This is a genomic window from Luteimonas abyssi (assembly GCF_001482195.1).
GTDB classification, from domain to species: Bacteria; Pseudomonadota; Gammaproteobacteria; order Xanthomonadales; family Xanthomonadaceae; genus Luteimonas; species Luteimonas abyssi.
Genome location: NZ_KQ759763.1, coordinates 3,768,946 through 3,791,690, shown reverse-complemented (window position 1 = coordinate 3,791,690; position 22,745 = coordinate 3,768,946). Strand labels below are relative to the sequence as shown.

The window sequence follows — 22,745 nt, the reverse complement described above, 5'->3', positions numbered from 1 at the left end:
ACGCAAGGATGCGTATCCATTTGATTTTAATCGCCACCGCAATGCTGGCGGCTTGTTCCGATTCCCATGACGAATCGGCGGATGCAAAGCACAGCGCAAGAGCCGAGGCGGGCGCTGCGCTGTTTTCGGATCCGCGTCTGGGCACGGATGGCGCCACCAGCTGCGCAAGCTGTCACAGTCCCGACCAAGCGTTTGCTGATGGCCGCCGTGTATCGGTCGGCGTCGACGGACTGGAGGGCGCCCGCAATGCGCCCAGCCTGCTCGACCTCGGTGCGTTCGACAGTTTCTTCTGGGATGGTCGTGAACACGATCTTCCGAAGGTGGTGCTGCAGGCATTCACCAATCCCCGCGAGCTCGGCCACGGCGATATGCAGCCCGTGCTCGATACGATTCGTGCCGATCCGGGACACAGCCGCCGCTTCAAAGCGGCGTTCGGTCATGGCACGCCCGACCATGACGATGTCGCCCAGGCACTGGTGGCATTCTTGGATACGCTGGAACGCGGGGAAACACGTTACGAGCGCGCACTACACACCCGGAACTTGTCCTTGCTATCCGAGGATGAGATCGCCGGACTGGCCCTGTTCGAAGGGAAGGCTGAATGCAGTAGTTGCCACGTGACCGATGCGGAGCGAGGGCCTTCGACCGACAATCGCTTTCACCATACAGGGATCGGTTTCGAACGCGTGGCGGGCCAAATCGCGCCCCTAACCGAACGCATTACACGGACCGGAACGCCCATCGGCCATCTGATTCTGGAAGACCCGGACGTTGCCGAGCTCGGGCGGTATGCGGCGACACGCCGAGCCGTTGATATCGGTGCGTTTCGAACACCGACATTGCGCAACATCGGCAATACCGCACCATATATGCACGATGGCAGCATCGAGACGCTGGAGGATGCGATCGAACGCGAGCTCTACTATCGCGGAATCGCACGCGGTCGCCCGATCCAGCTCACCGCGGTGGAGCAACGGCAGCTTGCCGCATTCCTACGCTCACTCGACATCGAGTGAGCTCAGCGGCAGAGAACGCTAGCCTTCGCTCGCGGCCGCTTCATCGTGTGGAACAACGACCTCGGTCGGATGGACATCGAACTCCTGATGCCCCAGCAGACCCTCGACCCCGGTCACCTCGACCAGATAGCGGCCGATCTGCCAATCGCCATGTGACTTCAAGCGCAGCACGAGGCGCCCTTCGTCGGCCTCCGCGGCGTCGAGCGCGCCCTGCGCCACTTCTTCTCCATCCGCCAACGCGATCACCTTGACCCGTATCTCGCCTTCGGATGGATTCGCCAATCGAAGTGCGACTTCGACATCGTCTCCGGGATGAAGCGGCTCGAACTCGCCAGCCGCATCCGCTGGCCGCACCAGGATTTCCTTGACATCCAGTACGCCCGCCTGGGCCGCCTCCACACCGGCCGGCCCGGACTCGACGCTCGACGCGCCAGGTTGGCAACCCGCCGCGAGCGCAGCGAAGCAGGTCATAAAAAAGAATGAAGCGGCACGGTGAGCCATGATGCTGTTCCCTAGCGAGGCGTGAAAAGGTGTCGATCCGGCGACTGCCGCGCGACGTTAGCACTCCATGGGCCGCCTGAGAATGTTTTTCCGCTCGCATTCACCGTCCGCGGGGCAGCCGCTGTCGGTCAATCCCGCAACACGGTCAGCGCATGCAGGATCCGCAGGTCCTCGGCGTCGAGCTCCGGGCGGTCGTCGCCGCGGAAGCGCATGCGGTATGAACGGATGGCGGCCTGGGGGTTGTCGGTCGGGTAGCCGATCACGCGCAGGGCCTGCATGGGGTCGAAGCCCGGGGGCGGGGGCGGGGTGTCGGCGGCGGGCCAGATGCCGAAGCCGGCCTCGGCCAGTTGCCGCCAGGGGAACAGCGGGCCGGGGTCGATCTTGCGGCCGGGCGCGAGGTCCGAATGGCCGATGATCTGGGTGCGGGGGATGCGCAGGCGGGCGGTGAGGTCGTCGAGCAGGCGGATCAGGCTGTCGATCTGCGGCTGCGCGAAGGGGGTGCGACCGTTGTTGTCGAGTTCGATGCCGATCGAGGCGGAGTTGAGATCGGTGATCTGGCCCCAGCGGCCGGCACCGGCGTGCCAGGCACGCTCGCTGTCGGCGACGAGCTGGTAGATGCGGCCGTCGGCGCCGATCAGGTAGTGCGAGCTGACCCGGCCGCCGCTGTTGCGGGTGCGCAGGGTGCGCAGGCTCTGCTCCACCGAGTCCTGCTCGGTGTAGTGCAGCACGATGACGGTGGGGCGGCGGGCATCGTGATTGTCGGACGGCACCCAGGTGGCCATGGGGTTGCGCTCGGGGACGTGGGCGCAGGCGGCCAGCAGCACGGTGCAGGCGAGGGCGATCAGCGGTTTGCGGAGCAACGCAGGGCCTCGAAGGTATCGGCGGTCTCCGGGTATACCGCAAATGCGGGCGTCCTGCCGAGGATCATGGCCGGGCAGCCCTCATCCGCCCTTCGAGAAGGGCATCGGCCACGGCATGCCAAAAAAAGCGGCGGCATTCGCATGCCGCCGCCGACACCTCGTGGGGGAGGTGGTGATGCGTTCGTTCGATCAGCTCTCGTAGGCGCGCTCGCCGTGGGAGACGATGTCCAGACCCTGGCGCTCGTCTTCCTCGCTCACGCGCAGGCCGACGACCGCCTTGACCAGCAACATCGCCGCCGCGGTCACCAGCGCGCACCAGACGATGGTGAACAGCACGCTGAAGGTCTGCGCCCAGACCTGGGCGCCGATCGCGAGATCCGCCTCGGTGCCGCCCAGCGACTCCGCGCTGAACACACCGGTGAGGATGGCGCCGACGATGCCACCGACCGCATGCACGCCGAACACGTCGGCGGTGTCGTCCACCTTGAGCAGGCGCTTGAGGCCGTTGACGCCCCAGACGCACAGGGCACCGGCCGCCAGGCCGATCACCAGCGCGCCGATCGGGCCGACGGTGCCTGCCGCCGGGGTGATGCCGACCAGGCCGGCGATCGCGCCCGAGGCCGCACCGAGCGCCGACGGACGCCCCTTGGCGATCGCCTCGACCAGGCTCCACGCCACCACGCCCGCGGCCGTGGCGACCATGGTGTTGAGCATCGCCAGCGAGGCGATCTGGTCGGCGGCCACCGCCGAGCCTGCGTTGAAGCCGAACCAGCCCACCCACAGCAACGCCGCGCCGATGAAGGTGAACGGCACGCTGTGCGGCTTCAGCGCTTCCTTGCCGAAGCCCAGGCGCTTGCCGAGGATGTACGCGCCCACCAGGCCGGCGATGCCGGCGTTGATGTGCACCACCGTGCCGCCGGCGAAGTCGAGCACGCCGCGATGGGCGAGAAAGCCGTCGTCGCCGCTCCACACCATGTGCACCATCGGCAGGTAGGCGAACGTCACCCAGATCGCCGAGAACAGCAGCACCGCGGTGAACTTGATGCGTTCGGCGAACGAACCGACCACCAGGGCGGTGGTGATACCGGCGAACGTGGACTGGAACACGATGAACAGGAATTCCGGCAGGCCGTCGGCGTCGGTGTCCGCCGTGATGCCGCGCAGGAACGCCTTCTCGGTGAACGAGCCGAAGAACGCGTTGCCCTCGGTGAAGGCGGCGCTGTAGCCGTAGGCGATCCAGACGAGGATCACCACCGAGAACACCACCAGGACCTGCATCAGCACCGACAGCACGTTCTTCGCCCGGACCATGCCGCCGTAGAACAGCGCCAGGCCGGGCACCACCATCAGCAGCACGAGGAGCGTGGAGGTCAGCATCCAGGCGACGTTGCCGCTGTCGAACGCGGGCGCGGCGGACTCGACAAGCTCGGCGACTTCGGCAACGGCGGCGTCCTGCGCGAGCGCGGTGCCGGACGCCAGCAACGCCATCAGCGCCGCGGCCGCGACAGGCCATGCCCTGGCCGGGGCATGTCGGAAGATCGAAAGGCTCATGGGGTGTGGACTCCTGTGGGGTTCAGAGCGCGTCGGCGTCGACTTCGCCGGTCCGGATGCGGATCACCTGGTCGAGCGTGGTGACGAAGATCTTGCCGTCGCCGACCTTGCCGGTGCCGGCGGACTGGGCGATGGCCTCGACCGCGGCGTCGAAGCTCTCGTCGGCCACGGCGCATTCGACCTTCAGCTTGGGCAGGAAGTCGACGACATACTCGGCGCCGCGGTAGAGCTCGGTGTGGCCTTTCTGCCGCCCGAAGCCCTTGACCTCGGTGACGGTGAGGCCGGACACACCCGCCGCCCCGAGCGCCTCGCGCACTTCGTCGAGCTTGAAGGGGCGGATGATCGCGGTGATCAGTTTCATGCAACATCTCCTGTGGGATGCAGTGGCCACGCCATGGTCAGAACCCCTTGGCGAGCGAGACGACGAAGGCGTCGTCGCCACCGTCGAGGTTGGTGTCGACCCAGGCGACCGACAGGTCGAATCCGGCCTGGAAGCTGCGGGTCACGCCCAGTCGCCAGTGGGTGTAGTCGCCATCGTCGAGATTGCGGATCCACTGCCGGCCGACCGCGCCGTTGAGCGTCCAGCCGTCGTCGAACTCCCAGTCGGCGGTGAGTTCGAGATGGCTGCTGCCGTCCGAATCGGGCGTGCCGAACAGGTCCGAAACGGCGTAGGCGTAGCTGGCGCCGAGCACGCCCCAGCTGATGCCGGCGTAGAGCTCGGTGGTATCGGGATCGGTGAAACCGGCCGGGTACGAACCGGGATAGGCGTAGTGCAGCACGCCGACGTCGTAACCCACGCCGCTGGTGCCGAACTCCCCGGCATAGCCCAGGAACGCGTTCAGCTCGACCTGGCTGGACACATCGGGATCCGAATCGGACAGCCAGCTGATGCTGCTGCCCCACGCACCGGCGTAGACGCCGCTGTCGTGGTTGAACTGGAAGCCGCCCTGGATGGCAGGGTCGCCATCGGTCTGGGTCACGCCGCGGAACAGGTAATCGCTGACGAAGGCCACATTGCCTTCAAACGACTGCGCGTGCGCCTGGTCGGCGACACACAGTGCGAGCGCGAACGGTAGAACCAACTGGATTGGACGCAACGTCATGACGCAGGCTCCTCGTGATTGGGAACCCTCCCCGGTCATTGCCTGATTGCCGCGCGCGGGTGGGCTGACCGCCTCTGTCCCGCGATACCTCACCTGCGTTGCCTTACATCAACACGACGCCCCCGTCGTCGATCAAGTCTTCCGCGCAGTCCCGTGGCGCCGGCGCCCGATGAGCGCCGGCGCCACGAACCTGCAGTCCGCACGGGCCGCGCCCCCGGCGCGACCCGTGTTCCCCCGGATCAGACGGCGTAGTACAGCTGGTACTCGAGCGGATGGGTGGCCGCACGGAACTTGGTGACTTCCTGCATCTTCAGGTCGATGTAGCCGTCGATGAAGTCGTCGGTGAACACGCCACCGGCGGTCAGGAACTCGCGGTCGGCATCCAGCGCCTCGAGCGCCTGGTCGAGCGAGTGGGCGACCTTCGGAATGCCCTTCTCCTCTTCCGGCGGCAGGTCGTAGAGATCCTTGTCGCTCGGGCCGCCCGGATCGATCTGGTTCTTGATGCCGTCGAGGCCGGCCATCATCAGCGCGGCGAACGTGAGGTAGCCGGACTGGATCGGGTCGGGGAAGCGCATCTCGATGCGGCGCGCCTTCGGGTTGGACACGTACGGGATGCGGCACGACGCCGAGCGGTTACGCGCCGAATAGGCCAGCATCACCGGCGCCTCGAAGCCCGGCACCAGGCGCTTGTAGCTGTTGGTGCCCGCGTTGGAGAACGCGTTGATCGCACGCGCGTGCTTGAACACGCCACCGATGTACCACAGCGCGGTCTGGCTGAGGCCGCCGTAGCCGTCGCCGGTGAACAGATTGGTGCCGCCCTTGGCCAGGCTCTGGTGCACGTGCATGCCGCTGCCGTTGTCGCCGACGATGGGCTTGGGCATGAAGGTCGCGGTCTTGCCGTTGCGGAAGGCGACATTCTTGATGACGTACTTCATCGCCAGCAGCTCGTCGGCCTTCTTGACCAGCGAGTTGAACTTGGTACCGATCTCGCACTGGCCGGCGTTGGAGACCTCGTGATGGTGCACTTCCACCTCGATGCCGATCTCCTCGAGTGTCTTGCACATCTCGGCGCGCAGGTCGTGCAGCGAATCCAGCGGTGCGACCGGGAAGTAGCCGCCCTTGATGCCGGGCCGGTAGCCACTGTTGCCGCCCTCGTACTCCTTGCCGGAGTTCCAGTGGGCTTCCTCGGAATCGACGTGGAAGAAGGTGTGGCCCATCTCGTTGGCGTAGCGCACCGAATCGAACACGAAGAACTCGGGCTCGGGGCCGAAGAACGCCTGGTCGGCGATGCCCGACGACTTCAGGTAGGCCTCGGCGCGCTTGGCCACGCCGCGCGGGTCGCGCGAATAGGACTGCATGGTCGACGGGTCGAGCACGTCGCAGACCAGGATCAGGGTCGGGTCGGCGGTGAACGGGTCGATGTAGGCGGTCGACGGGTCGGGCAGCAGGACCATGTCGGATTCGTTGATGCCCTTCCAGCCCGGGATTGAGGAGCCGTCGAACATCTTGCCGTCCTCGAACAGGCCGGGCTCGACGATGGACTTGGGATAGGTCACGTGGTGCTGCACGCCGCGCATGTCGGCGAAGCGCAGGTCGACGAACTCGACCTTGTGGTCCTTGATCAGCTTTTCGACGTTGTCGATGGACATCGGGGAACGGCTCCGGGGATTGGAAAGAAGTACCCACTCCCAAGCACATCTCGTGCCAAATCATAAGTACCTGATTCAGATAATATTTTTTTCTTTCCCTAGACTGGAATGCACCAATAAAGTGCATCCAGATCGGTGCATGCACAGCACTGGTGCGTCCGGTTCAGGTGGACGCGACAACTGCGACGACGGCCCTGAACGCGCGCAACCCCTCGCGTATGCTGGCGCTCCCCCGCGTCGCCATCCTCTGCCTCCATGTCCGATCTGCTTGCCGCCCTGTTGCTGGGCATCATCGAAGGCCTCACCGAATTCCTGCCGGTCTCCAGCACCGGCCATCTGCTGATCGCCCAGCACTGGCTCGGCGCCCGCTCCGATTTCTTCAACATCGTCATCCAGGCCGGTGCGATCCTGGCGATCACGCTGGTGTTCCGGCAACGCCTGTGGGCGTTGGGCACCGGCCTGCACGAGCCGGCCAACCGCGATTACGCGATGAAGATCGTCGCGGCCTTTCTGGTGACCGCGCTGGTCGGCCTTCCGGTGCGCCTGGCCGGCTGGGAACTGCCCGATGCGGTGACGCCCATCGCCTGGGCGTTGATCCTGGGCGGCATCTGGATGCTGCTGGCCGAACACTTCGCCGAGCGTCGGGGCGGCGACGGCGTCAACGTGACCTGGACCATCGCCATCGCCGTGGGCCTGGCCCAGGTGCTGGCCGGGGTGTTTCCCGGCACCTCGCGCTCGGCGACCACGATCTTCATCGCGATGCTGCTGGGCCTGAGCCGGCGCTCGGCGGCGGCCGAATTCGCGTTCCTGGTCGGCATCCCCACGATGTTCGCGGCCAGCGGCTATGCGTTTCTGGAACTGTGGCTCGACGACGGCCTGAGCGGCGAGGCCTGGGACGACGTGGCGGTGGCCTTCGTCGCCGCGACAATCACCGGCTTTCTGGTGGTGAAATGGTTGCTGGGCTACATCAAGCAGCACCGCTTCACCGGCTTCGCGATCTACCGCATCGCGCTGGGTGCGCTGATCCTGCTGTTCATGCCGGGCAGCTGACCGCGCGAACCCCGGTCTGGCGCGACCTGTCGAAAGCTGCCGCCGTGATTCGTCGGAACCGGAAAGCCGGGCGGCCTCGTCCGGACGACCTTCCCCGGGCGACCCGCGCGCGCAGGCCGCCCGCATCAGGAGACCCCGCATGTCCGCAGACGACCGCAGCCGCCCGAAGGTCCAGGGCCCCGCCTCCTACTTTCCGTCGATCGAAGCTCGGTACGGCCAGCCGATCGCCCACTGGCTGGGGCTGCTGGAGGGCCTGGGCCCCCGCAAGCACATGGAGATGGTCGCGTGGCTCAAGTCCGAGCACGGACTCGGCCACGGCCATGCCAACGCCCTGGTGGCGCACCATCTCCGCGGAGGCGGTGCATGAGCATCGATCGCGAGGCGCCCGACGGGCCGCCGTTCGATGTCGAGCGGATCGACCACGTGGTGTTCCGGGTCACCGACCTCGCCCGCAGCATCGCGTTCTACGCGCAGGTGCTGGGCTGCGCCGTGGTCCGCCATCGCGCCCATCTCGGGCTGGCGCACCTGCGCGCGGGCGCGTCGATGCTCGACCTGATCAGCGTCGACGGCCCGCTCGGTGCGCGGGGCGGCCGCGCCGCGGGATCCGAAGGCCGCAACGTCGATCACCTGTGCCTGCGCATCGAGCCCTTCGACGAGAGCCGCCTGATCGCGCACCTCCATCGCCACGGCCTCGTACCGCTGGCGCCGGTGGACATCAACTTCGGCGCGGAAGGCGACGGTCCCTCGCTGTACTTCGCCGATCCCGACGGCCATACGATCGAGCTCAAGGGCCCCGCGATCGCCCCGGCCTGATGCTGGTGGCGCCGCGTCGCCGCCAGCAGGCCTCGTCGCGTCACAGCGCGCCATGCGATGTGTTCGCTGCGCGGTGGCCTGCACGTCTCCGAGCCTCGACCGGCATCGCGCACCGGCGTCCTCGCAAACGGCCGGTGCGCACGCGACGCCCAATCCTGGTCCAGACGCCGCCGTCTGCGCGTGCGCCGTGCGCGTCAGTCCGTACCCGGGTCGCCCTTTCGTGCCGGAGAACGCCCATCGTCTCCGGCCGCACGTGCCAACAGCCGGGCGCGTTCGCGCGCGTTGCCCGCCAGGGCTGCGGCGTTCGCGAACGCAGCCTGCGCCTCGTCGCGACGTCCCAGCCTGTCGAGCAATTCGCCACGCACGGCCGGCAACAGGTGATACCGCTGCAGCGCCGCTAGACCGACCAGCTGGTCGGCCAGATCCAAGCCGGCCTGCGGTCCCTCCGCCATCGCCACTGCGACGGCGCGGTTCAATTCGACCACCGGCGACGGCATCGCGGCCGACAGGTCGTCGTAGAGCGCGGCGATCCGGGCCCAGTCGGTGGCGTCGGCATGGTCCGCACGCGCGTGGCAGGCGGCGATCGCCGCCTGCAGCCGGTAGGAGCCCGGTGCGCCCGGCAAGCGTTCGGCCCGCGCCAACGCGTCCAGTCCGCCCGCGATCAAGGCGTGGTCCCAGCGGGTGCGGTCCTGATCGGCCAACAGGACCGGATCGCCCTCAGCATCGACCCGCGCCTCCAGCCGCGATGCCTGCAGCATCAACAATGCCTGCAGTGAATGCGCTTCGGCCTGGTCGGGCATCAGCCGGGCCAGCACCGAGGCCAGCCGGATCGCCTCGGCGCACAGCGCCGGCCGGACGAGATCGTCGCCCGCCGTCGCGGCATAGCCCTCGTTGAAGACCAGATAGATCACCCCGAGCACCGACGCCAGCCGCTCGGGCAAGGCCTCGGCGCCGGGAAGCTCGAACGCCGCCTCGGCCTCGGCCAGCTTGCGCTTGGCGCGCACGATGCGCTGGGCGATCGTCGGCTCCGGGGCCAGAAACGCGCGCGCGATCTCCGCGGTGGTCAATCCGCCCAGCAGGCGCAGGGTCAGCGCAGTGCGCGCATCGGCGGGCAGGATCGGGTGGCAGGCGATGAACATCAGCCGCAGCAGATCGTCGTCGATGCATTCGTCGCGGCGATGCTCGGCCTGCGCCTGCAGGTCGGCCCAGGCGCTGTCGAGCGCCTGGGCCAGCTCGACATGCTTGCGCGCCAGCAGGCGCCCCCGGCGCAGACGGTCGATCGCACGATGCTTGGCGGTGGCCATCAGCCAGGCACCCGGATTATCCGGCACGCCATCGCGCGGCCATCGCTCCAGGGCGGCGACGAGGGCGTCCTGGGCCAGCTCTTCGGCCAGGTCGAGGTTGCGCACCATGCGCATCAAACCGGCGATCAGGCGCGGTGATTCTTCGCGCCAGACGCGGTCGAGGGTGTCGTTCGCGGCCGTCATGGAGCGCGATCAGAGCATCCGTACGCCGCGGCCGCAAGCGGCGCCGATCGTACCGGCCCGGCCCCGCACCCGAGCCCGCCCTCGGGTCGCGTCCGACCTGCCGCGTGTCCGCCGGACCGATGGCGTCGCCGGTCGCCACACGATCCTCCATCCGCAAGCCCTGTCTGGAGCGACGATGCACCGAGGCCGCTTTCGACATGCCGGGATCGGGGCCTCGTTCGCATAACCCCATCCTGCGGGCTGGTACGTTTCCGATCGCCAACGACCCCTTGGAGATCTCGAATGCGTCCTCTCGTCATGCTGTTGTTGCCGCTGGCCCTGGCCGCCTGCCACCGCGAACCGGCCGCGGAGCCCCCGGCCCCGGCGTCCGACGCCCCGCCCACAGCGGCCACCGCTGCCGACAGCGCCGCCGTCGACAATCCCCGCGCCCTGGAGGCGCATCACTGGCGTCTTCGCTCGGCCGCCGGTGGCGACGGCCAGCCGCTCCAGGCGCTGTCCGTCGCGGAGTTGCCGCCACTGGTCGCCGACTTCCGCGACGGACGGATCGGTCTCTCCGGCGGCTGCAACCGCGGCAGCGCGAGCTACGCGGTGGAGAACGGCACCCTGCAAGTGGAGGATTTCGCACAGACGATGATGGCCTGCTCGGACGCGCGCCTGATGGCGGTCGACGCCGAAGCCACGCGGGCACTGGCCGGCACCCTGCGCTGGCAGCTGGACACCGTGGCCGGCGGCGATACGCCGACCCTGGTGCTGATCAACGCCGGCGGCGACACCCTCACCTTCGAGGGCGCCCCCACGGCCGAAACGCGCCATGGCGGGCCCGGCGAGACGGTGTTCCTGGAAGTGGCGCCCGAACGCATGGCCTGCAGCCATCCGCTGATGCCCGACCACCAGTGTCTGCAGGTTCGCGAGGTCCGTTACGACGACAACGGGCTGCGTCAGGGCGAGCCCGGCGACTGGCAGCCGCTGTATGAGGACATCGAGGGTTATACCCATGAGCCGGGCGTGCGCAACGTGCTCAGGCTCAAGCGCTTCCAGCGCACGGACGTGCCGGCTGACGCATCGTCGATCGCCTACGTCCTGGACATGACCGTCGAGACCGAAAGCACGCAGTGAGCCGTGCCCGCATGGGCGCGGTCCGTCGTCGTCATGACCGCACCCGCCGTGCCTGCGCACGGCGGGTGCGGAGGCTCAGGCCCCGGCCTTCGGATTGAGCGAATAGGTCCCGTGGACCGTCGCCTCGGCCAGCACATGGCCGTGCATCGCCGCGAACACCTCCGCCGCACTGAAACTGTCGCCGACCTCCAGGCTCGGCACATCCAGTGCGAAGACGCGGAAGAAGTAACGGTGCACGCGCAGATCGTTCGGCGGCGGCCACGGGCCGTCGTAGCCGAGATAGGTCCCGCCCAGATCGGCGTCGCCGGCGAACCAACCGGTGAAGTCGTTGGAGCCCTGCCGCGCACCGGCCGGTCCCGGCGGATTCGCCTTGCCCTTGCGCTCGACGCCGTCGCTGCAGGCGCCCGCGGCCAGTTCGGTCACCGCGGGCGGAATATCGACCATCGCCCAGTGGACGAAATCCGCACGCGGCTGATCGGCGGGGATCTCCACGCCGTCCTTGCCGGCCATCTCGGGCCGCGTCGGCACGTCGGGATCGATGCACAGCAGCGCGAACGCGCGGGTGCCCTCGGGCACGTCGTCCCAGGCCAGGTGCGGACTGCGGTTGCCGCCCAGGCCCTGCGGCGCGCCGAAGGCGAACTCGGCGGGAATCGGTTGGCCGTTGTCGAAACTGTCGCTGCGCAGTCGCATGAAGCGTTCCTCGGTCAGTCTTCGGGATAGCCCAACCGTACCGCGACCGGCGTGAGCGTCGCGAACGGCCCGGCCAGGGCGTCGGCGTAGTCGCGCCAGCGTCCGGCCGGAAAGCGATGGCCCTGGAACAGGTTGCGCGGCGGCACCGGCAGCGTCACCCCGAGCACCTCGCCCAACTGCACCGCCATCGCGGCAGGGTCGTTGACGGTGTCGTCGACGCGCACCACATGCACCGGCTGCGCGGTCAGGCCGGGCAGCGCGAGGACGTGCTCGAGCCCGCGCGCCAGCCACTGGGCACCCTCGTCCGGCGTGCCCAGCCGGAACGGCACCGGAGTGCCGAACGCCAGCCAGTTGAGCAGCATGTCGCGCGGATCGCGGATGATCAGCGCGACCCGGGCGTCGGGCAGGTGCGCGTGCAGGACGTCCAGCAGCGCGTTGTCCCACCACAACAGCCAGTCGATCAGCGCCCGGCCCTCGCTGCCGCGCGCAGCCAGCTGGCCCGCCCAGTCCTGGTACACCGCCTCGGGCGTGGTCTCGTTGCGCGCCAGGGCGTCGAAGACGGTCAGCTTCTGCAATGCGTCGCGAGGCGGATTGGCGCCCATGCGGTCGGCGCGGAAGTCCGGCAGGGCGCCATCGAGCAGGCGACCGGCATGCTCGTGCCCCGAGCCCGGCAGACCCGCCAGGAACATCAGCGCGCGCGACGCCTCGGGTGCAGGCGCGCGCTCGGCGCGTGCCGCATCGGGATCGGTCCAGGCCGGCAGCGGAAGCAGCCGCTCGGCCCAGTCGGCGTGCATCCGCGTCCAAGCCGCGGCGGCCTCGTCGGTCCGCCCTGCGCGGTCCAGTGCCATGGACATCCAGCCCTGGATCATCCGCGCGCGGCCACCGTCGGCGGTGTCGCCCGCCGCTTCGAGCTCGCGCAGATAGGCGACGGCCTGCTCCGGATCGCGGTCGGCCAGCACGTCGAGCAACTGCGTATGCGCGAGCATGTTGTCGGGCACCCGCGCGGCGATCGTGCGCGCGGTCGCGATCGCGTCGTCCTGGTGACCCAGCGCGCGGGCATGCTCGAACTCGGCCTGCAGCAGCGGCACGGTGTCGGGCATCGCCGCCCGCCAGCGGGTCAGGACCGCCTGCGCGGCCTCGCCGGCCGGCTCCAGTGCCACCCGCGTCTGCCACAGCTGCGGGAGATCGACGGTCGTCGCCAATGCCGCTTCGAGCGTGGCGCGGGCATCGTCGGCATCGCCCACCATCTGCCAGGCCCGCAGCAGCAGACCGAGCGTCTGCGCATCGCCGGGCGTGTGCGCCAGGACCGTCTTCAGACGCGCGATCGCATCGACCGGCTGTCCCTGCTCCAGAGCCAGCGCGCCGGCGAAGCGCAGATGCTCCGGTGCCGGCGACGCCACCGCGAGCGCCGGCTGCAGGTGCGCCGCCGCCTCGGCCGCACGCCCCTGACGATGCACCACATCGGCCAGCAGGCGACGCGCACCGTGATTGGCCGGGGTGAGGGCCACCAGACGCAGCAAGGCCTGCTCGGCGAACGCGAGATGGTCCTTGGCCAGATAGGCGAACGCCAGTGCATTGAGCAGTTGGGGGTTGTTCGGATCCGCCTGCACGGCGGCGCCGAGGATCGATTGCGCACGGTCGTGGTCGCCGCGACGCAGCGCGATCATGCCGCGCACGCTGGCCAGCGCCGGGTGAGCCTCGTCGATGCGCGCGGCCAGCGTCGCCAGACGCTCGGCCTCGTCCACGTCGCCACGGCCGATCGCGAGCTCCGCCTGGATCACATAGGCGCCGAAGCTGTTCGGATCGAGTGCGAGCGTACGCGCCAGCGACGCCTGCGCGCCGTCGATGTCGCGGTGGCCGATCTGCAGCGCGGCACGCTGGAAGTGCAGGCCCGCTTCGTCGGGCTTCAGCGCGATGGCCCGGTCCAGGCTGTCCAGCGCGCCGGCGGTGTCGCCTGCCGCACGCTGCGCCATCGCCATCAATTCCAGTGCGCGGGCATCGGCGGGATCGGCGGCGACGGCCGCACGTGCGGCGTCGAGCGCCTCGGCGTGGGCGCCGCGGCGCAGGGCATCGAGAATCGAGTCGTGCATGAACGGACGGTCCGGACGAACAGGCCAAGAGGCCGGGCCCGCCATTGTAGCCGCGCCCGACCGCCCGCCCTGCCGCTGCCCGACACGGAAGGTCAGGCCGCGGCGGCGGCTCCCGCGGCGGCACCGCGCACCGCCGGATCCGCGACCAGACGTTCCGCGACCCAGCGCTCGGCGAATCCTTCCAGCCGCGCGTTCTCGAGAAACCCGCAGTGGCCGCCCCAGCGGGCGACCTCGACATAGAGCCGCGGATTGTCCGGCAGGCCACGGAAGCCGTTGACCGGAATCACCGGGTCGTCTTCGCTGGTGAGCACGTAGGACGGCACGTCCAGCGCGGACAGCCGCTCGGCCGCGACCGAATAGCCGTCGAAGTAATCGTCGAGCGAACCGAAATCGGTGTGTCGCAGCACCAACCACTCGGTGAGCTCGCGCATGCCCAGGCGCAACGTGGTGTCGTCCACGGCCAGACGCTGCGGAAACAGGCTGCGCTTGCGCAGCAACGAGTCCCGCCACTTGCGCTCGAAGTGGCGCAGGTACAAGGGGATGCCCTGTTCCATCTGCACCAGGGTCAGCGCCGGATCGAGTACCGGGCACACCGCGGCGACCGCCGCCAGCGGCAATCCCGCCGCCGGTGCGCGCAGCGCCAGCCGCAGGGCGAAGTTGCCGCCGAGCGAAAACCCGGCGGCGACCAGCGGTCGGGTCGGAAAGCGTGTGGACAGATCCACCGCCGCATGCACGACCTCGTCGATGCGGTTGGAGTGGAACAGTTCCTCGTTGAGGTGGTGGGTCGGGCCGTGATCGCGGAAGTTGAGCCGGAAGACATCGAAGCCGCGTTGCAGGAACTGGGCCGCCGCCAGCCGCATGTAACTCGACTCGGTGCTGCCCTCCCAGCCATGCAGCAGCAGCGCGACCCCGTGCGGATCGCGGCCGGGAAGCGTGCTGTGCAGGCCCATCAGCCGAACGCCTTCGCCGCCGTCGAGGACATGCTCCGTGGTGACGGCGCCCGTCGCCGCCAAAGCACGGGCGCCGCGCTGACGACGCAGCGGGCTGGTGCCCAGGATCGACTGCACGTGGGCGTTGCGCAGCCAGCGCGGCGGCGCATAGCTGGAGGCCTCGACGGTGCGGAGGCGTGGCGTGGCGGCCGCGTCAGTCGACATCCGCCGTCGCCTCGGCCGGCGCGCGGCGCGCGCGCGGCCCCGGCGCCTGTCCCATCGCCGCAAGGATGCGCTCGCGCGACACCTCGGCGATCCGGCGGCGACCGTCCGCATCGCCCGGCATGATCGGCGCCAGGAACGCCACCTCGGCCTCGCGCGTAGGCTCGCCAAGCAGGCGCAGGAAGTTGGCGGCGAAGCTCTCGCGGGCGCCGAACGCGACCACCGTCTGCGCCTCGCCGTCGCGGCCGTAACGCAGCGCCACGGGCTGCACCGGCACTCCGGCTTCCACCGCCGCCAGGAAGATCCGCGCATGGAACGGGCCGACTTCGCGGCCATCGCGCGTCCGGCCTTCGGGGAACACCGCCACCGCCCGGCCCTCGCGCAGCCGCACCTGCATCTCGTCGAGCACGCCGCCCATCGATGCCTGGCTGCCGCGCTCGTGAAAAATGGTCTCGCCGCGTGCGGCCATGTAGCCGACCACCGGCCAGCCGGCGATTTCCTTCTTCGCCACGAAGCCCATCATGCACTGGCTGTGCAGCGCCGAAATGTCGACCCAACTGACGTGGTTGGCCACGAACAAGGCCGCACCGCGGAGCGGCGTGCCGGTGCTGCGCATGCGGAACCCGAAGATCCACATCAACCCGCCCTGCCAGGCGCGGATGATGCGGTGATCCAGGCGTTCGCCGCTGCCCAGACGCACCCGCCGGGTCGGCAGCGCGATCGCGATCAGCACCAGCGGCAGATGCACGAGCGCATGCCAGGCCAGCAGCGGACCGCGCAGCGCATAGCGCAGGACGCGGGCGAGCGTGCCGGTGGACGAAGCGGTAGTGGAAGCGGTGACGGTCATCGGACTCGACGGCGGCGCCGGACGGCGCGCGGCACGCTGATTATGCGGCACACCGTGCCGGTGGGCCTGCCATCAACGCGACGCAGCGTCGCGGGCGGGCGGGCGTTTGATCACCGCCAGGGTCAGACGCGAGATGCAGACCAGACGACCGGCGTCGTCTTCGATGCGGATCTCCCACACCTGGGTCTGACGGCCGACGTGCAGCGGCGTCGCGGTCGCGGTCACCTGTCCACTGCGGACGGCGCGCAGATGGTTGGCGTTGATTTCGATCCCGACACAGCCCTCGTCGTCGTCGACCGACAGCAGGCCAGCCGTGCTGCCGACGGTTTCGGCCAGCAATGCGGAGGCGCCGCCGTGCAGCAGGCCGTAAGGCTGGTGGGTGCGTGCGTCGACCGGCATGGTCGCGCGGAGATAGTCGTCACCGAGTTCGGTGAACACGATGCCCAGATGCGCCATGGCGGTATCGCGCGACCATGCGTTGATGGCGTCGAGATCGAGGTGGCGGCGGAACGGGGTCCGGCGGGCGGGGGGTGGGGATTCGGAACCTGCGCTCATCCCCGGCACGATAGCCGAGCGGGCATGCCATCGGCCAGCACGGTGTCGGCCAGCGCGGCGCGCACGTGGCGCCGGGCCGGCCTGGGTGGCGGGAGGCGGTTCATCCGGAATCCTGATCGATGGTGCGGTGCCCGGATCAACCGAGGCGGAAGCGGGCCGAGAACGCGTCGCTGGTGTAGCGGGCCTGGCGGGCATAACCGTGGCTGCGGCCGTAGCCGATGCCGAAATCGCGGTTGCGGGGCGTGCGACGGGGCGCGACAGAGGGGGCCTGCGGCGCAACGGCGGGGCGATCGGGGCGGGGCGTGGACATGACGGGGTCCTCGGCATGGATGGGGGTGGGAGGTCAGGAGAGGCGGAAGCGCGGCGAGGACTGCACGGCGATGTAGGCCGGGCGGGCATAGCCGTGCGCGAAGGACGCGCGGGGGCGGCTGGCAGCGGCGTCGGGGCGCTGCTGGCGAGCGGCGACCAGGGCAGCGGCGAGGGCCTCGCGGCGGGCGTTGGCGGAAGCGTGGATGACGTTCATGGCGATCTCCGTTGTGGGTGAGTAGTGCTGCGGTGTGCTGGTAGACTACAACACCACAAAGATAGGAAATGTGCCAGAAGTCATGGTTGCCGCATTCATCTTCCCGCAACCGGAGAGCGGCGCCGACTAGACGACGTGCGTCGTCCGCGCCCGGGGTGACCTCAGCGTGGATCGTCGTGAAATGCGGTCACGGCGGGGGTCGCCGGAGAGACCGTCCGACGTCCGGCCGACACGTCGACGCAGGCACGTCGACCGGCGAGCGCTGATCGAGGCGCTTTCCCGCGACTCTCGAGTCGCGGCCGATGCACCGGGCCGCAGTGCGGCCGCACCGTGCGGCCACCAATTACCGCGACACACCGTGGGCACGGAATGCAGGGGCGTGACGTGCGCCGTCAGAGAATCGGGGCGAGACCGGCGCCGAATGCGGTGAAGATGCGGGTCAGCAGCGATTTCATGCCCAGGCTGACCTCCGGGAAGTCCCCGACCGGCGTATGGCAGCTCCGGAAATCGGGATGATCGGGCGGCGGCGGAATCGGGCAGTCCGGGCCGGGTACGAATTCATAGCTCGTCGCGTAGCGCACGGGCCACAGATCGAAGACCGGCAAGCGTTCGGAGACCTTGGCCAGCGAGTACTCCAGCCCCGAGAACACCGGCGGCTTGTCGCGGCGTCCGATCACCCAGGAGTTCTCCGGCAGCATGTCGTTGCGGATGCTCGCCGCCAAGGCCCGCGCGAACACGGTATCGTCGATGACCACCGCACTCTCGGTGTTGAGGTTGTCGCCGCGGGGGTCGAAGTTGTGGGTGCCGACCACGCCGACGCGCTCGTCGATCACCATCGATTTGGAATGCAGGCCGAAACGCAGGCCGGCGCGCTGCAGCGGCACCTGCCGGTTCACGCCGAGACCGGCGTAGCGCAGTGCCGAGTACTCCCGGTCGAGCGGCAGGCGCTGCTGCTGCGTGCGCTGGCCGGGCACCGGCCGCGCGGCCGCGGCGGTCGCTTCCGAGGCCGGCCGGGAGCGCCCGGACGCATCGCGCGTCGCCGACGCAGCGCGGGCCGGCGCCTGGCGGAGATCGTCGCGGTGCGCACCGTCGATCTCCGCGAGGGCACGGGCTTCCTCGACCTCGTCGACCTCGTCGATCTCACGGAAACCGGGAAGTCCCCAGCCCGGCGCCAGCGCGCGGGTCGCATCCAGGTCGATCGGCGCGTTCTGCGGGAACGGCTTGTACTCGTAGATGTTGAAGCCGAAGTCGCGCAGATAGCGGCGCTTGTACTTGTACGACAACGCGTAGGTGATGAACGAGTCCGTCGCGGCGAGGCTGTTGGTGGAGATCACCACGCGCGGGGCGTCGGGCCGGGCGTGCAGCGTGCGGAACATGTCCTGTGCCGGTTCCGACAGCACCAGGTACGGCGTCTGCAGCAGCACTTCGTCCTGGGCCGATTCGATCAGTTCGCGCAGGCGGGTGGTCGACGGCGCCAGCGTCTCCTGCCCGCGCGCGTGCTTGGCCGGCGTATCGGCGATGAACTCGACCGCGCCGACGGGGATCGCGGCATCGAGCAGACGCTGCTTGAGCAGCAATGGATCGTCCGCCTGCCGCGAGACCGCGGCGACACGGTCCGGCACGAGGAACGGCTCGTGCGGCATCGGCGGCGCCCCGCCCCGCAGCAGCCGCCGGCCGACATCGCTGAGCTGGGCGACCGGGACGCTCAGCGGTGCGACCCAGAACGCATCGAAGTTGTGCTGCATCTCGCGGGTCACCGGCCCGCCGACGAGGATGTCGCGGTCGCGGAAGTTGTAGGCGGCGTCCCAGTCGAAATAGGTGTCCTGGTAATTGCGCCCGCCGGTGATGCCGGCGAGGCCGTCGACCAGCAGCATCTTGTTGTGCATGCGCCGGTTGAGCTGACGCCAGCAGCAGGCGGCCGCCACCACGTACATCGGATAGCTGATGCGCGCGCGCCCCAGCACCGGGTTGTAGATCTTGAGTTCGAAGTTGCCGTGCACCGCCGACAGCGCGGCCAAAGTTTCCACGTTGCGCAACGCCGAAAGCTGGTCCACCAGGACGCGCACGCGCACACCGCGCCGCGCCGCAGCCAGCAGCTCGTCGAGCACCAGATGCCCGGAGTCGTCCTCGTCGAAGATGTAGGTCTGCAGGTCGATGCGGTCGCGGGCGCTGCGGATCAGATCCAGTCGCGCCAGCAAGGCGTCCTGGCCGTAGTCGAGCAGCAGTGCGTAGTGCCGCGGCGCCTCCGGCCGGCTGTCCGCATGCGCGCGCTCGGCCAGCGCGCGCAGCGGCGACTCGCGCGCGCAACGTGTGACCGGATCCTCGCAGTCCAGGCTGCGGTCCCGTGCCGCGTCGGCCACGCGCTGCGCATCGGCGCGCTGGAGGGCGTCGAGCCCGGTACAGCCCGTCGCGGCCAGCGCCAGCAGCGCGAGCACCATCCACCGCCCCACGCGTGTCACGGCGCCAGCGCCTCCTGACCATGCAGGCTCAGGCGGAACTCGACCCGTTCGCCGAGCGCGAATCCCCAGCGATCCATCGCGTAGTCGTTGCGGTTGACCGTTCCCGCGGCGACGACGGGACAGTCGCGCATGGGGCGCTCGCACGCCACGGGCTCGACGCGGAACGTCTCCCGCCGCTTCACCCCGCGGATGACCAGTTCGCCCGGCAGATTGCCGCCGTCCTCCACCAGGTCCGCGTCGAACGGATCCGAGACGAAGATCACCTCGGGGTGACGGTCGGCATCGAAGAAGGCTTCGTCGCGGGTCAGGCGGGAGTAACGCGGATGGCCCACGATCTCGACGTCGCGGGCGGACAGGCGCAGGAGCACCTGCTTGTGGCCGTCGGCCAACGTACGCACCTCGCCGGCCATGACCGGGAAACGCCCGTCCAGCCGCTGTCCCCAGCGGGTGCGCAACATGAAGCCGGCCTCGGACGCGTCCGCATCGACCAGCAACAGCGCGTCCATCTTGTCCTTGGCCGGCACCGGTGCCGGCCATGCCAGGGTCGCCAGCAGCAACCCGGTGCAGCCGCGCACCAGCGCGGAAATCACGGCCACCAGAACGCGGTCAGGCGTGCGGCCGCGGGCTCGATCGCACCCTCGCCCTCGAACTCCAGTACCGCGACGCCGGCCGGCGGCATGCCGCGGTAATCGCCGGTCTGCCCACTGTGCAGCAGCGCGGCCAGCCGTTCGAGACCGGGATTGTGGCCGACCAGCAGCACGCGCTCGGTGTCGCGATAGCGCTCCAGCAGCAAGGCCAGGGCGCCAGGCGTCGCTTCGTAGATCGACGACTCCAGGCGCTGATCCACATAGCCCAGCACGCCGAGCGCGACTTCCAGCGTCTCGCGCGTGCGCCGCGCCGGCGAACACAGCACCTGGTCGGGTACCAGCCGCTTTTCGAGCAGCCAGCGCGCGGCCGATTCGGCCTCGGCATGGCCCGTCGCCGACAGCGGCCGGTCGAGATCGGGCTGGCCCGGCAGTGCGGCATCGGCGTGGGCGTGGCGGAGCAGGATCAGTTCGCGCATGGGACGGTCGGGCGCATCGCGCCGGTCTGGAGCGCCGCGGAGCGGACGGGAGGCAACACGATTCTAGGCGGCATGCGCTTACTTGCGGCGCACCCACTTCAGCAGCGGTTCCCAATCCGCCTGGTGCTCGCGCACCTGCTGCGAGTGGTAATCGAACAGGCTGCGCCCGAGCGCGACCAGCACCACGTAGGCCTGGCTGTCGCGCAATTGCGCGACCACCGGATACGGCCACTGCGCGAGCAGTTCCATCGCCTGCTGGGACGCGTTCGTCCACGGCCGCAGGCGATTGCCCACGAGGCCCACACGCAACTCGCCGCGGCGGACGCGGGGATGTTCGGCCAGACCGTTGAGAAACGGGACGGTGGCATCGATGTCGAGTGCCGACGGCAGCACCGGCACCACCACCACATCGGCCTGTTCCAGCCAGACGTCGAGATCGTCGCGCATGGCGCCGGCCGCCCCGTCGACGATCACGGTGTCGGTGTCCTCGGGAATGCTCTTCCAGGCCTGCTTGCGGCGCCGGCTGCCGTCGATCGGCAGCACCGCGGTCTCGAGACCGGCGCGGCGCTCGGCCCAGCGCGTCGAAGACCCCTGCGGATCGGCATCCACCAGCACGGTCCGGCGGCCGTCGAGCGCGGACCGCGCGGCGAGGTGCGTGGCGATCGTGGTCTTGCCCACGCCGCCCTTCGAACTGGCCACCAGGATCGTCTTCATGCCGCCCTCCGGTCAGTGGAACCGCGAGCGTACACCGCCCGCGATGACGGGGCGACCTGCGGTCTTCACGTTGGGAGCCCCCTGGTTTCGCGGTCAGTTCCGGCCACCGGCTGCGGCCTGACGCGCCACGCGGCCGCCCGGCTCGAAACGGAACGAATAATCCAGGCGGATCGGCACGGCCTCGACACGTGCGCCTTCAGCGCGGCATGCGGGGTCGTCGGCCGGCACGCTTCCCGGCGGGTCCGTGCAGATCGCCGCGGCGAACCGGTGCCGCCATCAGGAAACGCTGGCGATCGGGGTCGATCACATGCCGCGCCACACCTGCTGGCAGCAGCATTTCACGTTCGACCGTACCCGACACCCCAGCAGGCCCGCGGCCAGGGCGGTCGCGCTCGCGACGCGCAAACCGTGGGTCAACGCGGCGGGCGCCAACCGGGCGGCGGGTCGAGCGGGATGCCCGCCAGCCGGAGTTGCTCCAGGTTGAGCGCGGCTTCGGTGTCCAGCGCCGGGTTGCCCAGCAGGCGGACGTACTCGCCCAGTTGCTGGGCCGGGGCGCGGCCGCTCAGGTGGCCGGTCTCGAACATCTGCCAGTCGAACCGCAGCCGCGCCGCCTCCGCTGCGCGCCGGGCCTCGCGGGTCGGCGCCAGGTCGCGCGCCAGCGACAGGCCGACGGCCTCGGCCAGGCGGGTGTCGCCGGCCTGCAGCACGGTCGCGGCATTCCGGCAGGCGGCCGCGGTCTCGGCCGAAGTGCGGCGGCAGGCATCGACCAGCACGCCGTAATCCGGAAGCGCGTACCCGGCGAGGTAGCTCCAGCCGGTCATCACCGCGAGGCCGTCCACGCCGGTCGCATCCGGCGCCAGCACCGCGAGCGTCGCGGCGTCGGGCGGATGCCGACGCACCGCGTCCGCGATCCAACGCACCTGGGCGACCGCGTGACCGTGCGCACTGCGCGCATGGCCGGCCGCGGCGATCAGTTCCGCGCCCTGCACGCCCGCGAGCAGCGCCGGCACGAGATTGGCGGGTTCGAGCTGCCGCCAGCGCGCGAGCGCCTGGGCGGGGACGGGATCATCGGGGGCGGCCGCCGCCGCACCCGACAGCAACGCCAGGGCGACCGGATCCGTGCCGGCGCGCTGGAAAGCCAGACCGCGCCATGCGCGTGCCTGCGCATCCGCGACGGAAGGCGCCGGGCCGGCCGCAGGTGCGGCCTGTCGCAGGTCGCGCAGCCAGGCCGCCAGCGCCAGGTTGCGTGCGTCGCCACTGTCCGCCAGCCGGCCTGCCAGCGAGGCGGTGTAGGCCTCGTGCGCGGCCGTCATCGCCGCTTCGTCGGGAGCCGCGTGCGCCGCGTCCGCGGACGGGCCGGGCAGCTGCGCATTCGCGGGCGCGACCACACCTGCAGTCGCCAGACACAGACACAGACACAGGACGGTCATGGTCTTGGGCGTCATCGTCTTCGGTTCCATATGAGGGATCGCGTCCGCGAGACCGGCCGATCGCGCGCCCGGCATCA

24 protein-coding genes are annotated in these 22,745 nt (G+C 69.7%); 5 read left to right on the top strand and 19 right to left on the bottom strand.

Features of this window, described 5'->3' with window-relative positions:
- Positions 1-8 precede the first annotated feature (8 nt).
- Positions 9-1,016, top strand: a complete 1,008-nt coding sequence (locus RG19_RS16285; protein ID WP_082672737.1) for a cytochrome-c peroxidase — start codon at positions 9-11, stop codon at positions 1,014-1,016.
- A gap of 18 nt (positions 1,017-1,034) precedes the next feature.
- Here RG19_RS16285 and RG19_RS16280 read toward each other — a convergent pair whose 3' ends face one another.
- The 6 genes from RG19_RS16280 to glnA all read right to left on the bottom strand — a co-directional run bounded on the left by RG19_RS16280 (position 1,035) and on the right by glnA (position 6,680).
- Positions 1,035-1,517 (bottom strand): hypothetical protein, encoded by a 483-nt coding sequence (locus RG19_RS16280; RefSeq protein ID WP_157515311.1) that lies wholly within the window; start codon positions 1,515-1,517, stop codon positions 1,035-1,037.
- A gap of 128 nt (positions 1,518-1,645) precedes the next feature.
- Positions 1,646-2,377: an N-acetylmuramoyl-L-alanine amidase gene (locus RG19_RS16275; RefSeq protein WP_058836187.1), complete on the bottom strand. Its 732-nt coding sequence runs from the start codon at positions 2,375-2,377 to the stop codon at positions 1,646-1,648.
- Positions 2,378-2,566: 189 nt separating this feature from the next.
- Positions 2,567-3,928 carry an ammonium transporter gene (locus tag RG19_RS16270; RefSeq protein ID WP_058836186.1) on the bottom strand — a complete coding sequence of 454 codons (1,362 nt, stop codon included), beginning with the start codon at positions 3,926-3,928 and terminating at the stop codon, positions 2,567-2,569.
- Positions 3,929-3,950: 22 nt separating this feature from the next.
- Positions 3,951-4,289 (bottom strand): P-II family nitrogen regulator, encoded by a 339-nt coding sequence (locus tag RG19_RS16265; RefSeq protein WP_058836185.1) that lies wholly within the window; start codon positions 4,287-4,289, stop codon positions 3,951-3,953.
- A gap of 37 nt (positions 4,290-4,326) precedes the next feature.
- Positions 4,327-5,031 (bottom strand): TorF family putative porin, encoded by a 705-nt coding sequence (locus tag RG19_RS16260; RefSeq protein ID WP_162267094.1) that lies wholly within the window; start codon positions 5,029-5,031, stop codon positions 4,327-4,329.
- Positions 5,032-5,270: 239 nt separating this feature from the next.
- Positions 5,271-6,680: a type I glutamate--ammonia ligase gene (gene glnA / locus RG19_RS16255; protein WP_058836183.1), complete on the bottom strand. Its 1,410-nt coding sequence runs from the start codon at positions 6,678-6,680 to the stop codon at positions 5,271-5,273.
- 255 nt (positions 6,681-6,935) lie between these two features.
- Between glnA and RG19_RS16250 the strand changes: the two genes are divergently transcribed.
- The 3 genes from RG19_RS16250 (at position 6,936) to RG19_RS16240 (ending at position 8,543) form a co-directional block, all read left to right on the top strand.
- Positions 6,936-7,730 carry an undecaprenyl-diphosphate phosphatase gene (locus RG19_RS16250; RefSeq protein ID WP_058836182.1) on the top strand — a complete coding sequence of 265 codons (795 nt, stop codon included), beginning with the start codon at positions 6,936-6,938 and terminating at the stop codon, positions 7,728-7,730.
- A gap of 139 nt (positions 7,731-7,869) precedes the next feature.
- Positions 7,870-8,097: a DUF4287 domain-containing protein gene (locus RG19_RS16245; RefSeq protein WP_058836181.1), complete on the top strand. Its 228-nt coding sequence runs from the start codon at positions 7,870-7,872 to the stop codon at positions 8,095-8,097.
- A complete protein-coding gene (locus tag RG19_RS16240; RefSeq protein ID WP_058836180.1) occupies positions 8,094-8,543 on the top strand; it encodes a VOC family protein in 450 nt (149 codons plus the stop codon). Before RG19_RS16245 ends, RG19_RS16240 begins: the two co-directional genes overlap by 4 nt.
- A 194-nt stretch (positions 8,544-8,737) precedes the next feature.
- Here RG19_RS16240 and RG19_RS16235 read toward each other — a convergent pair whose 3' ends face one another.
- A complete protein-coding gene (locus tag RG19_RS16235) occupies positions 8,738-10,030 on the bottom strand; it encodes an RNA polymerase sigma factor (protein WP_058836179.1) in 1,293 nt (430 codons plus the stop codon).
- Positions 10,031-10,312: 282 nt separating this feature from the next.
- Here RG19_RS16235 and RG19_RS16230 point away from each other — a divergent pair, with 282 nt between their 5' ends.
- Positions 10,313-11,146 (top strand): META and DUF4377 domain-containing protein, encoded by an 834-nt coding sequence (locus RG19_RS16230; RefSeq protein ID WP_058836178.1) that lies wholly within the window; start codon positions 10,313-10,315, stop codon positions 11,144-11,146.
- 75 nt (positions 11,147-11,221) lie between these two features.
- Here RG19_RS16230 and RG19_RS16225 read toward each other — a convergent pair whose 3' ends face one another.
- The 12 genes from RG19_RS16225 to RG19_RS16175 form a co-directional block, all read right to left on the bottom strand.
- The gene (locus RG19_RS16225; protein ID WP_058836177.1) at positions 11,222-11,836 is read right to left on the bottom strand and encodes a YbhB/YbcL family Raf kinase inhibitor-like protein; all 615 of its coding nucleotides are present in this window, start codon (positions 11,834-11,836) and stop codon (positions 11,222-11,224) included.
- A 14-nt stretch (positions 11,837-11,850) separates the two neighbouring features.
- Positions 11,851-13,926, bottom strand: coding sequence for a tetratricopeptide repeat protein (locus RG19_RS16220; RefSeq protein ID WP_058836176.1), 2,076 nt, complete (start codon positions 13,924-13,926; stop codon positions 11,851-11,853).
- Positions 13,927-14,018: 92 nt separating this feature from the next.
- Positions 14,019-15,080 carry a YheT family hydrolase gene (locus RG19_RS16215; RefSeq protein ID WP_058836694.1) on the bottom strand — a complete coding sequence of 354 codons (1,062 nt, stop codon included), beginning with the start codon at positions 15,078-15,080 and terminating at the stop codon, positions 14,019-14,021.
- The gene (locus RG19_RS16210) at positions 15,070-15,924 is read right to left on the bottom strand and encodes a lysophospholipid acyltransferase family protein (RefSeq protein WP_058836175.1); all 855 of its coding nucleotides are present in this window, start codon (positions 15,922-15,924) and stop codon (positions 15,070-15,072) included. The genes RG19_RS16215 and RG19_RS16210 overlap by 11 nt, the downstream gene beginning before the upstream one ends.
- A gap of 72 nt (positions 15,925-15,996) precedes the next feature.
- A complete protein-coding gene (locus RG19_RS16205) occupies positions 15,997-16,479 on the bottom strand; it encodes a hotdog fold thioesterase (RefSeq protein ID WP_058836174.1) in 483 nt (160 codons plus the stop codon).
- A 136-nt stretch (positions 16,480-16,615) separates the two neighbouring features.
- A complete protein-coding gene (locus RG19_RS17740; RefSeq protein WP_157515310.1) occupies positions 16,616-16,789 on the bottom strand; it encodes a hypothetical protein in 174 nt (57 codons plus the stop codon).
- Between the two features lie 33 nt (positions 16,790-16,822).
- A complete protein-coding gene (locus RG19_RS16200) occupies positions 16,823-17,002 on the bottom strand; it encodes a hypothetical protein (RefSeq protein ID WP_058836173.1) in 180 nt (59 codons plus the stop codon).
- Between the two features lie 392 nt (positions 17,003-17,394).
- A complete protein-coding gene (locus tag RG19_RS16195) occupies positions 17,395-19,440 on the bottom strand; it encodes a phospholipase D family protein (protein ID WP_058836693.1) in 2,046 nt (681 codons plus the stop codon).
- Positions 19,441-19,457: 17 nt separating this feature from the next.
- A complete protein-coding gene (locus tag RG19_RS16190; protein ID WP_058836172.1) occupies positions 19,458-20,057 on the bottom strand; it encodes a YceI family protein in 600 nt (199 codons plus the stop codon).
- The gene (locus RG19_RS16185; protein ID WP_058836171.1) at positions 20,048-20,524 is read right to left on the bottom strand and encodes a SixA phosphatase family protein; all 477 of its coding nucleotides are present in this window, start codon (positions 20,522-20,524) and stop codon (positions 20,048-20,050) included. The genes RG19_RS16190 and RG19_RS16185 overlap by 10 nt, the downstream gene beginning before the upstream one ends.
- A gap of 78 nt (positions 20,525-20,602) precedes the next feature.
- Positions 20,603-21,238, bottom strand: coding sequence for a ParA family protein (locus RG19_RS16180; protein ID WP_058836170.1), 636 nt, complete (start codon positions 21,236-21,238; stop codon positions 20,603-20,605).
- A gap of 413 nt (positions 21,239-21,651) precedes the next feature.
- Positions 21,652-22,683, bottom strand: a complete 1,032-nt coding sequence (locus tag RG19_RS16175) for a hypothetical protein (protein ID WP_157515309.1) — start codon at positions 22,681-22,683, stop codon at positions 21,652-21,654.
- Positions 22,684-22,745: the final 62 nt, after the last annotated feature.

Coding starts and splice junctions, on each gene's coding strand:
- RG19_RS16285 (WP_082672737.1), top strand. CDS start 9: ATGCGTATCCATTTGATTTTAATCGCCACCGCAATGCTGGCGGCTTGT.
- RG19_RS16280 (WP_157515311.1), bottom strand. CDS start 1,517: ATGGCTCACCGTGCCGCTTCATTCTTTTTTATGACCTGCTTCGCTGCG.
- RG19_RS16270 (WP_058836186.1), bottom strand. CDS start 3,928: ATGAGCCTTTCGATCTTCCGACATGCCCCGGCCAGGGCATGGCCTGTC.
- RG19_RS16265 (WP_058836185.1), bottom strand. CDS start 4,289: ATGAAACTGATCACCGCGATCATCCGCCCCTTCAAGCTCGACGAAGTG.
- RG19_RS16260 (WP_162267094.1), bottom strand. CDS start 5,031: ATGACGTTGCGTCCAATCCAGTTGGTTCTACCGTTCGCGCTCGCACTG.
- glnA (WP_058836183.1), bottom strand. CDS start 6,680: ATGTCCATCGACAACGTCGAAAAGCTGATCAAGGACCACAAGGTCGAG.
- RG19_RS16250 (WP_058836182.1), top strand. CDS start 6,936: ATGTCCGATCTGCTTGCCGCCCTGTTGCTGGGCATCATCGAAGGCCTC.
- RG19_RS16245 (WP_058836181.1), top strand. CDS start 7,870: ATGTCCGCAGACGACCGCAGCCGCCCGAAGGTCCAGGGCCCCGCCTCC.
- RG19_RS16240 (WP_058836180.1), top strand. CDS start 8,094: ATGAGCATCGATCGCGAGGCGCCCGACGGGCCGCCGTTCGATGTCGAG.
- RG19_RS16235 (WP_058836179.1), bottom strand. CDS start 10,030: ATGACGGCCGCGAACGACACCCTCGACCGCGTCTGGCGCGAAGAATCA.
- RG19_RS16230 (WP_058836178.1), top strand. CDS start 10,313: ATGCGTCCTCTCGTCATGCTGTTGTTGCCGCTGGCCCTGGCCGCCTGC.
- RG19_RS16225 (WP_058836177.1), bottom strand. CDS start 11,836: ATGCGACTGCGCAGCGACAGTTTCGACAACGGCCAACCGATTCCCGCC.
- RG19_RS16220 (WP_058836176.1), bottom strand. CDS start 13,926: ATGCACGACTCGATTCTCGATGCCCTGCGCCGCGGCGCCCACGCCGAG.
- RG19_RS16215 (WP_058836694.1), bottom strand. CDS start 15,080: ATGTCGACTGACGCGGCCGCCACGCCACGCCTCCGCACCGTCGAGGCC.
- RG19_RS16210 (WP_058836175.1), bottom strand. CDS start 15,924: ATGACCGTCACCGCTTCCACTACCGCTTCGTCCACCGGCACGCTCGCC.
- RG19_RS16205 (WP_058836174.1), bottom strand. CDS start 16,479: ATGAGCGCAGGTTCCGAATCCCCACCCCCCGCCCGCCGGACCCCGTTC.
- RG19_RS17740 (WP_157515310.1), bottom strand. CDS start 16,789: ATGTCCACGCCCCGCCCCGATCGCCCCGCCGTTGCGCCGCAGGCCCCC.
- RG19_RS16200 (WP_058836173.1), bottom strand. CDS start 17,002: ATGAACGTCATCCACGCTTCCGCCAACGCCCGCCGCGAGGCCCTCGCC.
- RG19_RS16195 (WP_058836693.1), bottom strand. CDS start 19,440: ATGGTGCTCGCGCTGCTGGCGCTGGCCGCGACGGGCTGTACCGGGCTC.
- RG19_RS16185 (WP_058836171.1), bottom strand. CDS start 20,524: ATGCGCGAACTGATCCTGCTCCGCCACGCCCACGCCGATGCCGCACTG.
- RG19_RS16180 (WP_058836170.1), bottom strand. CDS start 21,238: ATGAAGACGATCCTGGTGGCCAGTTCGAAGGGCGGCGTGGGCAAGACC.
- RG19_RS16175 (WP_157515309.1), bottom strand. CDS start 22,683: ATGACGCCCAAGACCATGACCGTCCTGTGTCTGTGTCTGTGTCTGGCG.